The sequence below is a fragment of the Duganella phyllosphaerae genome, from assembly GCF_001758785.1.
GTDB classification, from domain to species: domain Bacteria; phylum Pseudomonadota; class Gammaproteobacteria; order Burkholderiales; family Burkholderiaceae_D; genus Rugamonas; species Rugamonas phyllosphaerae.
In genome coordinates this window covers 42,665-56,505 of sequence record NZ_LROM01000106.1, presented here as the reverse complement: position 1 = coordinate 56,505, position 13,841 = coordinate 42,665, and the positions used below count along the sequence as shown (strand labels likewise).

10 protein-coding genes are annotated in these 13,841 nt (G+C 64.3%); 7 read left to right on the top strand and 3 right to left on the bottom strand.

From position 1 onward, the window contains the following. Positions 1-116 precede the first annotated feature (116 nt). Positions 117-722: a BPSL1445 family SYLF domain-containing lipoprotein gene (locus tag DUPY_RS19225; RefSeq protein ID WP_070250166.1), complete on the top strand. Its 606-nt coding sequence runs from the start codon at positions 117-119 to the stop codon at positions 720-722. A gap of 62 nt (positions 723-784) precedes the next feature. Further along, the gene (locus DUPY_RS19220; RefSeq protein ID WP_070250165.1) at positions 785-1,150 is read left to right on the top strand and encodes a glutaredoxin; all 366 of its coding nucleotides are present in this window, start codon (positions 785-787) and stop codon (positions 1,148-1,150) included. Here the strand turns inward: DUPY_RS19220 and DUPY_RS19215 are convergent. Then, positions 1,147-1,362: a DUF3820 family protein gene (locus tag DUPY_RS19215; protein WP_070250163.1), complete on the bottom strand. Its 216-nt coding sequence runs from the start codon at positions 1,360-1,362 to the stop codon at positions 1,147-1,149. The two genes, DUPY_RS19220 and DUPY_RS19215, sit on opposite strands and share 4 nt — an antisense overlap. Before the next feature lie 79 nt (positions 1,363-1,441). Here DUPY_RS19215 and DUPY_RS19210 point away from each other — a divergent pair, with 79 nt between their 5' ends. The 4 genes from DUPY_RS19210 to sppA all read left to right on the top strand — a co-directional run bounded on the left by DUPY_RS19210 (position 1,442) and on the right by sppA (position 9,827). After that, complete coding sequence (locus DUPY_RS19210) at positions 1,442-3,076, top strand: ATP-binding domain-containing protein (protein WP_070250161.1); 1,635 nt, start codon at positions 1,442-1,444, stop codon at positions 3,074-3,076. A gap of 153 nt (positions 3,077-3,229) precedes the next feature. After that, a complete protein-coding gene (locus tag DUPY_RS19205; RefSeq protein WP_070250159.1) occupies positions 3,230-6,340 on the top strand; it encodes a TonB-dependent receptor in 3,111 nt (1,036 codons plus the stop codon). A gap of 93 nt (positions 6,341-6,433) precedes the next feature. After that, positions 6,434-7,906 carry a sodium:solute symporter gene (locus DUPY_RS19200; protein ID WP_070250157.1) on the top strand — a complete coding sequence of 491 codons (1,473 nt, stop codon included), beginning with the start codon at positions 6,434-6,436 and terminating at the stop codon, positions 7,904-7,906. Between the two features lie 37 nt (positions 7,907-7,943). Continuing rightward, complete coding sequence (gene sppA / locus DUPY_RS19195) at positions 7,944-9,827, top strand: signal peptide peptidase SppA (RefSeq protein ID WP_070250155.1); 1,884 nt, start codon at positions 7,944-7,946, stop codon at positions 9,825-9,827. A 362-nt stretch (positions 9,828-10,189) separates the two neighbouring features. Here sppA and DUPY_RS19190 read toward each other — a convergent pair whose 3' ends face one another. Together DUPY_RS19190 and DUPY_RS19185 are read right to left on the bottom strand one after the other, a co-directional pair. Next, positions 10,190-11,485 carry a sensor histidine kinase gene (locus DUPY_RS19190; RefSeq protein ID WP_084640802.1) on the bottom strand — a complete coding sequence of 432 codons (1,296 nt, stop codon included), beginning with the start codon at positions 11,483-11,485 and terminating at the stop codon, positions 10,190-10,192. Next, the gene (locus DUPY_RS19185) at positions 11,482-12,231 is read right to left on the bottom strand and encodes a response regulator (RefSeq protein WP_070250240.1); all 750 of its coding nucleotides are present in this window, start codon (positions 12,229-12,231) and stop codon (positions 11,482-11,484) included. The genes DUPY_RS19190 and DUPY_RS19185 overlap by 4 nt, the downstream gene beginning before the upstream one ends. Before the next feature lie 249 nt (positions 12,232-12,480). On the opposite strand from DUPY_RS19185, the gene DUPY_RS19180 reads away from it, so the two are divergent. Beyond that, complete coding sequence (locus DUPY_RS19180; protein WP_070250153.1) at positions 12,481-13,830, top strand: MdtA/MuxA family multidrug efflux RND transporter periplasmic adaptor subunit; 1,350 nt, start codon at positions 12,481-12,483, stop codon at positions 13,828-13,830. Positions 13,831-13,841: the final 11 nt, after the last annotated feature.

The following is a 13,841-nucleotide window of genomic DNA, read 5'->3' as shown; positions in this document are numbered from 1 at the left end:
GTACATTGTTCCGCATGCTTACGGTACAGCTTGTGCGCTGCTGGCGCGCACGCCGCAAAAGTGACAGAATCGACCTGCACTGTTGCCGCAAGGCCTACTGACCCAAGGGGAATCACATGCAAACATCGAGCGTTCCAAGCTTTCTGATGCGCGCCACTGCTGCCGCCACGCTGGCGCTGGCCGGCCTGGCGCTGAGCGGTTGCACCACCACCACGCACACTGGCGGCGCCGTCAGGACCGAGCCGGCGGCCGTCAAGTCCGATATCGAGCGCGGCGCGTACGACACGCTCGAACGCCTGTACAAGGAAGTCAAGGGCTCGCGCGAGCTGGTGCGCAAGGCCAATGGCGTGCTGGTGTTTCCCAATGTACTGGCGGCCGGCCTGGTGGTGGGCGGCGAATATGGCCGTGGCGTGCTGCGTACCGGTGGCCAGACCGTCAACTACTACAGCATGACCAGCTTGTCGGTCGGCTTCCAGGCCGGCGCCCAGTCGAAGGCCGTGGTGATCCTGTTCATGAGCCGCGATGCACTCGACAAGTTCCGCAACAGTCGTGGCTGGACCGCCGGCGTCGACGGCTCGGTCGCGGTAATCAACGTGGGCGCCAATGGCGAGGTGGCCACCAATGCCATCAACAGCCCGGTGCAGGCGCTGGTGCTGACCAATGCCGGCCTGATGGCGAACCTGAGCCTGGAAGGCACCAAGATCAGCAAACTGGACCTGTAAGCCTATGCGTGACGGCGCGTTGCGGTTACCCTGTGGGCCTGAATAATCACGAGGTAGCCGCAATGAGCCGTCACATCCTGGACCACGCCCGCATTCATCCCGCCATCCGTGGCACGGTGGACAATTACCACCGCGACCTGGTGGCCGAAGTCGAGGCTGCCGTGGCCGCCCACCAGATCGTGGTGGTGGGCATGGGGTTCAACCCGTTTCCGCGCAAGGCCCGCAAGATTCTCGACGGCCTTCGCGTGCCTTACCAGTATCTGAGCTACGGCAATTATTTTTCACAATGGCGGCCACGGCTGGCGCTCAAGCTATGGAGCGGCTGGACCACGTTCCCGCTGGTGTTCATCAATGGCGTGCTGATTGGCGGCGCCAGCGAGTTGCAGGCGCTGGTCGCCAGCGGCGAGTTTGCCAGGCTCACTGCCTAGCGTGTGGGGCGCAGGGGATCGAGCAGGCTGCGCAAGTCGTTATGATCAAGCTCGTACATCAAGGCAATCAACGCCCCCAATTCCCCGGAGGGAAAGCCTTCGCGCGCAAACCAGCCCAGGTAATGCCCAGGCAAATCCGCCAGCTTGCGCCCCTTGTATTTCCCATACGGCATCTCGCGCGTGACCAGCAAAGCAAGTTTTTCAGAGTTCATGGCCGCATCATACCCCGGGCGAACGGAATCCTGGGTGGCTTGTCATACAATGGATTTTTCCATTGACCGTTCACCCTCCATGGCCCACATACACCCTACCGGCTGGCAGGAAATGTCCGTCACCGGCACCGCCGCGCGCGAAATCGAAACCCTGTCCTACCTCGAGGCCACGCTGGCCGACCTGCCATATCGCGTGTACCACGGCGTGCACTGGACCAACGTGGAAAAGGGGTTCTCGGTGTACGGCGAGATCGACTTCATCCTGGTCGCGCCCAATGGCCGGCTGCTGCTGATCGAGCAAAAGTCGGGCTTCCTCAGCGAAACCGCCGACGGCCTGATCCGCAATTACGAGGGCAAGCCGCGCAAGGTGGCCAACCACATCATGCGCTCGATCAAGGGGCTGACCGAGCGCTTCGGCAGCGAGCTGTCGATCGATTACCTGCTGTACTGCCCCGACTACACGGTACGCAACCCGAACCAGGCGGGCATCGACCCGCGCCACATCATCGACGCCAGCAACAGGGGCAAGCTGGCGCAGGTAATCCGCGAGACCTTGCCGGTCGATGGCGCGCCGCCCGGCGACAAGTTCGACAAGGTCACGCGTTTTCTCTCGAACATGCTCAGCCTGCGGCCCGATCCGAGCTCGATGATCGGCAACGCCGCCGGCCTGGTGGCGCGCCTGTCGGGCGGGCTGTCCACGTGGGCGCGCCGGCTCGAGTTTGCGCCGTTTCGGCTGCACATCAAAGGCACGGCCGGCAGTGGCAAGACCCAGCTGGCGTTGGCAGAATACAGCGACGCCATCGACGCCGGCCTGAAACCGCTGTACGTGTGCTACAACCGGCCGCTGGCCGACCATATCGAAAAACTGGTGCCCGCTGGCGGGCGCGTCACGTCGTTCCACATGCTCAGCGACGCCTTCGCCCGCGCCCAGGGACAAATTCCCGACTACACCGCGCCCGACGTCTGGGACCGGATCGAAGCGCGCATGACCGCGTCCGAGCTGCCGCCGGAGTGGCGCTACGACGTGCTGATCGTCGATGAAGGCCAGGATTTCTCGCCGGCCTGGCGCGACATCCTGCTGCGCATGTTGAAGCCCGAGGGACGGGCGATCTGGCTGGAAGACCCCAACCAGAACCTGTACGGCCGCGAACCGGTACCGCTGCCAGGCTGGGTGACTTTGCACTCGGACACCAACTACCGCAGCCCGCGCCAGATCATCGACATGCTGACCTCGATCGGCGCCGTGCGCGAGCCGGTGGAGGCGGGTAGCCCGTTCCGTGGCGCCGACATCGAGGAGCTGACGTATCCGGACGGCGATACCGACGCCATGCTGGCGCAAACCCGGCGCGCGGTGACCAGCTGCCTGGCCGCCGGCTTCGCCCGCCACGACATCGCGATCGCCTCGTTCCGCGGCCGCGACAACTCGGTGCTCCTGCACCTGGATCAGCTGAGCGACGCCCACACGCTGAAATCATTCACCGGCGAATACGACCTGTTCGGCACGCCCGAATACCGGCCCGGCGGGCTGCTGGCCGAAACCGTGTACCGCTTCAAGGGGCAGTCGGCGCCGGCCATCATTTTTACCGAGATCGATTTCGAGCGCATCGACGACCGCGTGCTGCGCAAGCTGTTCGTGGGCATGACGCGGGCGCGGCTGAAGCTGGTGCTGGTGCTCAGCGAGCGGGCCGAGCAGCAGTTGCTGGACCGGATGTAGCGACACGTTGCATGTTGCATGCTCCCAACGACTGGCTTTTCAAAAAGTCAAGTCGGTGACTGTTTGGCTGGTCCGGGATTTTCAGGAAGTTTCTTCTCCTAAGATGGTCAGGCAGGACACATATCCAAAACAACAACGATTTTGGGAGACATCATGCCTTTGCCTCGTTCCACCGTCATCGCTGGCGCCGTCGCCAGCGCGCTTGCCCTCCTGGCCACGCCGCAGGCACTGGCCCAAACAACGCCGAATACCGCGCAACCCGACAGCGTGGTGGTGGTTTCCGGCACCCGCCAATCGGTGGCCGGCGCCATCGACCGCAAGAAGAACGCCGCCACGGTGGTCGATTCCATCGTCGCCGAGGATATCGGCGAATTCCCCGACAAGAACGTCGGCGAGGCGCTCTCGCGCGTGACCGGCGTGCAGCTGTCGCGCGACTTCGGCGAGGGCTCGCAAGTCAATATCCGCGGCGTGGAGGCCAACCTCAACCGTATCGAGATCAACGGCCTGTCGGTGCTCAGCACCAATGGTACCGCCGGGCGCGGCGCCGAATTGCGCGAACTGCCGGCCGAGCTGATCAAGTCGATCGACGTGTACAAGGGCGTGACCGCCGATCAGACCGAGGGCGGCATCGGCGGCACCGTCAGCATCAAGACCAATTTGCCACTCGACTTCAAGGAACGCACGGTGGTGGTCAAGCTCGAAGGCGAGCAAAGCAGCAGCCGCGGCGGCGCCCAGCCGCGCGGCAGCCTGCTCTTGGCCGACAAGTTCCTCGACGGCCGGCTGGGCCTGATGGCCAACCTGGTCTACGACAAGGTCTATACGCAAAACGATTACGTGCGCAACAGTAACTGGCGCTACTTCCGCGACTGGGACCAGTCGCCCGACAAGACCAATACCAGCCTCAACCCGCGCGCGGCGGCGGTCAACGACAAAGGCGGTTGCGCGGCCCTCGCTGGCGCCGACAGGACCGCCTGCGACAGCCAGTGGTTCGACTATTCACCCGGCGTGCCGCGCTACGGCATCTGGACCCGCGACCACAACCGCTCCAGCGCCGAACTCACCGCCCAGTACAAGATCGACAACAACTTCAATGTCTGGGGCCGCTACAACCGGAACAACCAGAAGCAGATGCTCAACGACCGCAACTATGTGACCGACTTCGGTTCCATCAAGCGGTTTTCGACCTCGGGCGTGGCGCCCGTTTATGCCAACAACCTTGGCGCCAACGGTGCGCCGCTGGCCACCCCCGCAGCGTCCTGCGCCGAACCGGCGGCCGGCGTTACCCCGGCCGGCATGAGTTTTAACAACCACGTGATGACGTCGTTCCTGTCCGGCACCTGCCAGAACGTGGCGGGCGAGGGCGCCTCGTACAACTTCAGTACGGCCGCGCGCGATTTCGCGCTCAACATCAAGTCCGACTACCGTTCGGGCGGCTTCAACTGGAAAAGCGGCGACTGGTCGGCCGAAGGCCTGGTGGCGAAGACCAGTTCGTACTACGAGCTCAATACCAACAACATCGTGATGGAGGCCAATGTGCCCGGCTTGCGGGTCAATTTCGACCAGCAGGGCTTGCCGAAGTTTACGTTCCCGGCCGGCTTCGACCCGAACAACAGCAATGTTTACACCCGCATCATTTCGCAATACCAGCCGTCGTTTACCGACAACGGCGAAGACCAGGTCAAGCTCGACCTCAAGTACCGGCCCGACATGCCGTTCCTGACGACCTTGCACTTCGGCGGCCAGGGCCGCAAGTCCACGTCCGAGCAATACCGCTGGACCGGTTACCTGGCTGGCGGCGATCCCAACACCACGGCCGACGACGTGACCGTGCGCAGCCCCGAAGTGCGCCACGAAATCATTTTCGATCCGCTCAACAACTCGGGCGTGCTGCGCAACGGCGGCGCCACCGTCTACGGCACCGGCCTGACCGCCAACAACACCACGCGCTACGTGAGCGGCACGCAGATGCAGCAACTGGTGGACGCGATCCGCACCAACACGCCGGGTTCGTTCCTGAATGGCTACGATGGCCTGTCCGGCTACCCGAACGGCTGGACCGCGCCCAGCTTTGCCAACTCCGCCCAGTATTTCGACCTGAGCCGCTACAACCACGACCTGCTGCGCAACTCCATCGGCAGCGACGGCAAATCGTATGCGATGCCGCCGCAGTTTGCCGTCGAAGAGAAAATCAAGGCGTTCTACGTGCGCGCCGACTTCGAGCACGAACTGTACGGCGTGGCGCTCGATGGCAATATCGGCCTGCGCTATGCCGGCACCGAAACGCGCGCCACCGGCCTGCGCTCGTTCCGCGCCTACTCGAGCAACCCGACCACCAATGCGCGCGTGGAAACTGTGCTGGCCAATGACATCGTCACGGTGCGCAACAAGTACAGCGACACGCTGCCGAGCTTTAACCTGGCTGCCTGGTTCGTGCCGAACACGCTGGTGGCCCGCCTGGGCTGGGGCAAGGTGATGGCGCGCCCGTTCATCGACCGCTTGACGCCCACCGTCAACTGCATCGCCAACAGCGGCCTGTCGCAATTCGGCGGCGACGGCAGCGCCGACGACTGCACCGGCGGCAACGTCAACCTCAAACCGTTCCGCGCCACCAACAAGGACGTGAGCGTGGAATGGTATCCGTCGCGCGATTCGCAGCTGTCGCTGGCGTTCTTCCGCAAGGACATCAGCAGCTATATCCAGAACGACGTCATCCTGCCGGGCGTGGACGTGTTCAGCAACGGCCAGCGCTGGGATCTGAAAACCTCGATCAACAGCGAGGGCGCAGTGACCAAGGGCTGGGAGCTGGCCGGCCGCACCGCGCTGACCATGCTGCCGGGCGCCTTCGGCGGCCTGGGCCTGGACGCCAACTACACGCGCATGACGTTCTCGTACGCTACCGGCAAAGAACTGCTCAACCCGCTCGACAACACCGTGCTGCCGTACCCTGGCATGTCGCGCAATAGCTATAACGTCGGCGTGTGGTACGACCTGGGCCAGTGGAACGCGCGCCTGGCCTACAACTACCGCGACAGCTATTACACCGGCACGGTGGACGCCAACGCCTCGCTCCCCGTTTACGCGGAAGCGGTGGGCTACCTCGACGCCAAGCTGCAGTTCCGCGTGACGGAGAATCTGACCTTGTCGGTGGAGGGCAAGAACCTGACCGACGAGGCCCAGTACCTGAACTCGGGCTCGAAAGAGCGCAGAAATGAGCTGGCCTGGTCGGGGCGGCGGTATTTTGTGGGGGCGACGTACAAGTTCTGATGCGTGAGGGAGAGCCGGCATGCATCGGCAGGGCGATGGGGGTGTATATTGTCGCCCTGTCGAATTTTGCCGGATGTTGGTCCGGATATGCCCATGTCTGCCGTACCCCTGTTCTGCCTGGTGTTCGCGTATTTTGCCCTGCTGCTGGCCGTGGCGTGGCGCACGTCGCGTCACGCCAACAACGCCAGCTTCTTCATCGGCAACAAGCGCAGCAACTGGATGGTGGTGGCGTTCGGCATGGTGGGCACCACGCTGTCGGGCGTGACGTTCATCAGCGTGCCGGGGGCGGTGGGGGCAGGGGGCTTCGGCTACTTGCAGGTGATCCTGGGCTATGTGCTCGGCTACATCGCCGTCGCCTTGATCCTGCTGCCGCTGTATTACCGCCTGAAGCTGACGTCGATCTACCATTACCTCGACGTGCGGCTCGGTGGCGGCGCCTATCGCAGCGGGGCGGCGTTCTTCATTCTTTCGCGCCTGCTCAGCGCTTCGGCGCGGCTGTACCTGGTGGTCAATATCCTGCAGATCACCATACTGGAGAGCCTCGGCGTGCCGTTCTGGCTCACCACCATCGTGATCCTGGCGATGATCCTGCTCTACACGTTTGAAGGCGGCGTGAAAACCATCGTCTGGACCGATACACTGCAAACGGCCGGCATGGTGATTGGCCTGCTGGCCTGCACCGGTTGGCTGCTGCACGAAATGAACATCGGGCCGCTCGAGAGCCTGGCGCGCCTGCATGATGCGGGTCTCACGCGCTGGATCACCAGCGATATCGACAGCCCGGCCAACTTCTGGAAGCAGGTGCTGGCCGGTTTCTTCATCGTGCTGGCCATGACCGGCATGGACCAGGAGACCATGCAAAAAAATATCTCGATCGAGACCCTGCGCGACTCGCAAAAGAACATGCTGGTGCTGACCGTGATTCTGACGGCCGTGCTGGTGCTGTTCATGTTCCTCGGCGGCCTGCTGTCGCTGTATGCGCCGACCGTGGGCATTACCGCTGCCGGCGACAAGCTGTTCCCGGCGGTGGTGATGGGCCACATGCCAGCGGCGCTGCAACTGCTGTTTTTCATCGGCCTGGTATCGGCGCTGTTTCCCAGCGCGGACGGCGCCATGACCGCGCTTACGTCGACCTTCAGCCTCGACATCCTCGGCATCGAGCGCCGCTCCGACCTGGTGGAGGCCGACCGGGTACGCATCCGTCACCGCGTGCACCTGGGCTTTTGCGCGCTGTTCCTGCTGCTGGTGCTGCTGTTCAAATGGATAGACAACGCCAGCATGGTGGGCCTGGTGCTCAAGCTCACTGGCTACACGTATGGACCGCTGCTCGGATTGTTCGCGTTCGGGCTGCTGACGCAGCGTGCAGTGCGCGACCGCTGGGTGCCGTGGGTGGCGCTGGCCGGCCCCGCGCTTTGCTACGCTGTCGATATCAACCAGGCTTTATTGTTCGAACACTATCGTTTGGGGCTTGAACTGCTGGTATTGAATGGACTGTTGGTATTTATCGGGTTAATGCTCATTTCCACCCCTCGGCAAGCGCCCGCACATGCAGTATCATCGCTGTAAATTTCGCTTGTAAATTTCGCAATCACATGGAGTCTTGATGGCCCGTTCACCGTTTTCCTATATTCGCAGTGGCTTCAGCTTTTTCTGGCGCATGCTCGACGCCGGTCGCCGCACCATCCTGAACCTGCTGTTCCTGTTGCTGCTGATCGTGCTGGCGATTGCCATCTTCGGCGGCGGCGCCAAGCCGATCGCGGCCAAGACCACGCTGGTGCTGGACCTCAAGGGCCAACTGGTCGAGCAGACCAGCGTCGATCCGCGCGACGCCCTGCTGACTGGCGTGCAGGGCGGCGAAGCGCTGCGCATGCTGCAGCTGCGCGACGTGCTCAAGGTGCTCGACACCGCCGCCAAGGACGCCAACATCAGTGGCGCGGTGCTGCTCACCGACGGCATGCAGGGCGGTGGCCCGGCCATGCTGCGCGAAATAGCGTCGGCCATCGACCGCTTCAAGGCGTCCGGCAAGACTGTCGTTGCGTGGGGCACCAACTATGACCAGAACCAGTACCTGGTTGCCGCCCACGCCAACGAGGTGTATGTGCACCCGATGGGCGTGGTGATGATCGAAGGCTACGGCCGCTATCGCAATTACTACCGCGATGCGCTCGACAAGCTGGGCGTCACCGTCAACCTGATGCGCGTGGGTACCTACAAGAGCTTTGCCGAGCCTTACATCGCCAACGGCCCGTCGCCGGCGGCAGCGGAAGCCGACGCCTACCTGAACAACGCCCTGTGGACTTCTTACACCGACAACGTGGAAAAAGCGCGCAAGCTGCCCAAGGGCCAGATCATGAAGACCATCGACGAACTGCCGGCCAAGGTGGCCGAGTTCAATGGCGACCTGGCGAAAATCACGCTGGCGGCCAAGCTGGTCGACGGTCTGAAAACCCGCGATGAAATCCGCGACCTGATGATCAAGCGCGGCGCCGCCGACGACGAAGGCAAGAGTTTCCGCCAGGTCGGCTTCGACGATTACCTGGCGCGCCAGTCCGAGCCGATGACCGGCGACGCCATCGGCGTGGTCATCGCCCAGGGTTCGATCAGCGACGGTACGGCCGGTCCGGGCAGCATCGGCGGCGACTCGACCTCCAAGCTGATACGCGCCGCGCGCGAAGACAAGAACATCAAGGCCGTGGTGCTGCGCGTCGATTCGCCGGGCGGCAGCGCGTTCGCTTCGGAATTGATCCGCCGCGAACTGGAACTCACGCGCGCTGCCGGCAAGCCGGTGGTGGTCTCGATGGGCGACGTGGCCGCATCGGGCGGTTACTGGATTTCGATGTCGGCCGATGAAGTGATCGCCGAACCGAACACGATTACCGGTTCGATCGGCGTGTTCGCCATCCTGCCAACGGCTGAAAAAGTGGCCGACAAGCTGGGCATCCACTCGGCCGGCCAGCCTACCACCTGGCTTGGCGACGCTTACAATCCACTGCGTCCGCTCGACCCGCGCTTCGTGCAGGTAATGCAAGGCAGCGTCAACCACATCTACGCCGACTTCACCGCGCGCGCTGCCCGTGCGCGCAAAACCACGCCCGAGAAGATCGACGCCGTGGCGCAAGGCCGCGTCTGGACCGGCGCGCAAGCGAAGGAGCGCGGCCTGGTCGATACCCTGGGCAGCTACGGCGACGCCCTGGCCTCGGCCGCCAAGCGCGCCAAGCTGACCGGATACCGCATCGTGTACATCGAGCGCGAGATCAGCAAGTTCGAGCGCGTGCTGGGTATGTTCGGCGGCACGGCTGCGCAGGCAGTGGGACAATCGATCGCCAACGCGGTGTCGGCCAAGCTCAATCTGGGTGTGACGGCGGCCACCGGTTTGCCGCCAGGCGCGGCCAATGGTGTGGCGCAGGACATGGCGTGGCTAGCCGATATCAAGGCCTCGCGCAAGCCGTTTACGGTGATTACGCACTGCTTGTGCGAGGTGCCGTAAATATAAAACCCGGAGTAACCCGCAGCCTGCGCTCCGTCATCCTCGCGAAAGCGGGGATTCATAACCCGCACCATTCGATCCGTCATCCTCGCGAAAGCGGGGATTCATAACCCGCACCATTTGATCCGTCATCCTCGCGAAAGCGGGGATTCATACTGAGTCTGAGCTGGCTGCGGCTTACACGTTCCATGGATCCCCGCGTGCGCGAGGATGACGGCTCAACGGCGCAACGGCGCAACGGCGCAACGGCGTTACGGCTCAACGGCTCAACGGCGCAACGGCTCAACGGCTCAACGGTTCAACGGTTCAACGACTCAACGGCTCAACGACTCAACGACTCAACGGCTCAACGACTCAACGGCTCAACGGGCTGATGGCAGCGGCAACGTAATCTCGAAGCAGCTGCCCCCACCTCCCCGCAACGCGCAGCGCGCCTCGCCACCATGGCGGCGCGCGATTTGCCTGATCAATGCCAGTCCCAATCCCGCGCCGCTGTTGTCGCGGGTGTTGCGGCGGCGGTAGAACGGTTCGAACACGCGTTCGAATTCCTCTTCCGGGATTCCCGGCCCCTGGTCCCATACCAATACCCGCGCAACGCCCTGTTCGGCGGCGATGGTCACGTGCACCGGCGGCACGCCGTGGCGGTAGGCGTTTTCCAGCAGGTTGCGCAGCAGGCGGCGCAACAGGCGCGGGTCGCCTTGCAGCACCGCCGATTCGCCATCGAGCAGCGCCTCGTCGTAGCGTGCGCATTCTTCCGCCGCCAGGGCCAGCAGGTCGATCTCTTCGTACTGGGTGGTGTCGGTCAGCGCGCCCAGGCGGCTGGCCAGCAGGATTTCGTCGAGCAGGTCGTTCAGCTCCGCAATGTCCTGTTCAAGTCCCGCGCGGCGCTTGGGGTCGACGTTGTCCTTGATCAGTTCGAGCGCCAGGCGGATGCGCGCCAGCGGCGTGCGCAGTTCGTGCGAGGCGTTGGCCAGCAGGGTTTTGTGGGCGCCCACCAGCTGCTCGATCTTGTCGGCGGCGCCATTGAAACTTTGCGCCAGGCGCGCCACCTCGTCGTTGCCTTCCACTTTTACGCGGGCAGTCAGGTCGCCGGCGCCCAGCGATTCCACGCCCTGTTGCAGACGTTCGAGACGCTTGGTGAGCCGGCGCACCAGCGGAAACGCCGCCACGCCGATCACCAGGGCCAGCATCAGCATGGTGTTTTGCAGCGCCGCCTTGGGGCGAATGAAGCCGAGCGGCTCGCTCGAGAGCAGGCGGCGGCCGTCCGGCAGGCGCACGTACGATTCCGGCGGCGGGCCGGTGATGCCGCGCTGGCGCCAGTGGCGCGCCGGTATCAGGTCGCCGACCACGGCCAGCGGGCGCCAGTCGCGTGTATACAGCGTCATGTGGGCATTGAGGCCAGCCGCCACCCGTTCGAGCGCGGCCTGCTGCTCGGCGTGCGGCGCATCGAGCGGCGCCAGCACGTTCATCATCACCCGCGACAGGGTAGCATTGGAGCGTTCCAGCGGCCCGCCCGAGCGCCCCCACGATTGCAGCACGGCGATGGCAAACAGCAGCAGCACGACCAGCAGCGCCACGTAAAAGCTGAAGTACAGCCGCGGCAGCCCGCGCGAGAAGCGCTGGAGCAGTCCGGGCTTCGGTCCTTCCGCGCCGCTCAATCCTGCACCTTGGCGAACAGGTAGCCGGCGCCGCGCACGGTGATGATGCGGCGCGGCTTCTTGGGATCGTCCTCGACGGCGGCGCGGATGCGCGACATGTGGACGTCGATCGAGCGATCGAACGCTTCGATCGGTTCGCCCTTGAGCAGCTCCATCAGGCTGTCGCGCGAGAGCACACGGCCGGCGTGGCGCGCCAGCACCAGCAGCAGGTCGAACTGGTAAGCGGTCAGCTCGCACGGCACGCCGTCGAGCTTTGCCGAGTGCGCGGCCGAATCGATCTCGAGCCGGCCAAAGCGCAGGAAATCGTCGGATGCGGACGGTCCGCCGCGCTGGTCGGCGCGGCCCATGCCCACGTCCACGCGGCGGCGCAGGATGGCGCGCAGGCGGGCCAGCAGTTCGCGCGGCTCGAACGGCTTGGGCAGGTAGTCGTCGGCGCCCATTTCCAGCCCGACGATGCGGTCGATGGCGTCGCCGCGCGCGGTGAGCATCAGCACCGGCACGTCGGAGACTGCGCGCGCCTGGCGGCATACGTCCAGGCCGTCCATATCGGGCAGCATCAGGTCGAGGATCACGGCGTCGGCCTGGCCGGCGGCGATGTGCACCACGGCGTCGCGCCCGTTGGGGGCGTGGGTGACGCGAAAGCCCGCTTGCGTCAGGTATTCGGTGAGCATGTCGGCCAGGCGCGGATCGTCTTCCACCAGCAGGATGCGATTGGCGGGGCTGGACAGGTCGGGTGAGGTGGTCATCATCAAATCATTTTACAGCGTTGCCGCCGCAGTTTAAGCGATGGGGCGATTGTCGCGGGCGGCGGTATCGGCGCGATGTCACGCAGGTAAAGAAATGTAAAGCCAGTTGAAGGAAATGTGACTGAAGTCCTTGATTGTCCACGGTTTTGTAGCGAGTTTGTATCGCCCGTGCACAGTCCACTGACAGGGCAGGGGCCATGTGCTAGAGTCCACGCATTCTGATACACCAGCATACCAACAGGGACAATAATGGAAACACCAGCCAAGCCAGATTCGAACCTTGACCCAGCCCTGAGCCGCCCCAAAAGCCCTCGCTCGAAGATCATCGGCGGTGTGATCGCCGTGGCGGCGATGGCAGGGTTGGGCGGGCTGGCATGGTATCTCACGCACCAGCCGGCAGCGCCCATGCCGGGCGCGCCTGCTGCCGGTCCCGGTGGTCCGGGCGCCGGCGGCCCTGGCGGCGCCGGTGGTAATCGTCGCGGTGCGCCCGCCACCACGGTAGGCGTGGCCACGGCTGAAAAAGCCGACATCCCGGTCACGCTCGAAGCGCTGGGCACGGTCACTGCCGCCGCCACCGCCACGGTGCGCCCGCAGGTGTCCGGCATTCTGCAAAAAGTGCTGTTCAAGGAAGGCCAGATGGTCAAGGCCGGCCAGGTGCTGGCGCAGATCGATCCGCGCCAGTTCGAAATGTCGCTGCTGCAGGCCAGCGGCCAGCGCCAGCGCGACGAAGCGCAGCTGGAAAACGCCAAGCTCACGCTCGAGCGCTACAACACCCTGCTGAAACAGGACTCGATCGCGCGCCAGGACGTCGACACCCAGGCCGCGCTGGTCAAGCAGCTCGAAGGCACCGTCATGACCGACCGCGCAGCCGAAGGCACGGCCAAGCTCAATCTGGGCTACACCAGGGTGATTGCGCCGATCACCGGCCGCGTGGGCCTGCGCGTGGTCGATATCGGCAACCTGGTCGGCTCCGGCGACGCCACCGGCATCGCCGTGATCACGCAGATGTCGCCGATCGACGTGGAATTCGCGATCCCGCAGGACAGCGTGCCGAACCTGATGCAGCGCATTAACGAGAACGCCGCCTTGCCGGCGCTGGCGCTTGACCGCACCCGCACCAATACCCTCGACAGCGGCAAGTTTGCGGCGCTGGACAACCAGGTCGATACCCAGACCGGCACCGTCAAGGCCAAGGCTCGCTTCGGCAACGACAAATCGACGCTGTTCCCGAGCCAGTTCGTCAACGTGCGGCTGGAACTGCGCACCATCAAGGACGCGGTCATGGTGCCGGTGAACGCCGTGCGCCACGGCGCCAAGGGCGATTTCGTCTGGGTGCTCAAGGAAGACAAGACCGTCACCATGCGCAGCATCACGCGCGGTGAGGCCACGGTCGATAAAGTGCAGATCGCCAGCGGCTTGCAGGCCGGCGAAAAAGTCATTACCGAAGGCGCCGACCGCCTGAAAGAAGGCGCCAAGGTGACCTTGCCCGGTACCGGTCCTGGCGCCGGCACTGGCCACCGCCAGGGCACCAAGGCGGCCGACGGCACCGCGCCGGCCGGCGAACACCGCCGCCGCAAAGAACAAGCTGCGGCGCAGTAAAGGGGCCTGTC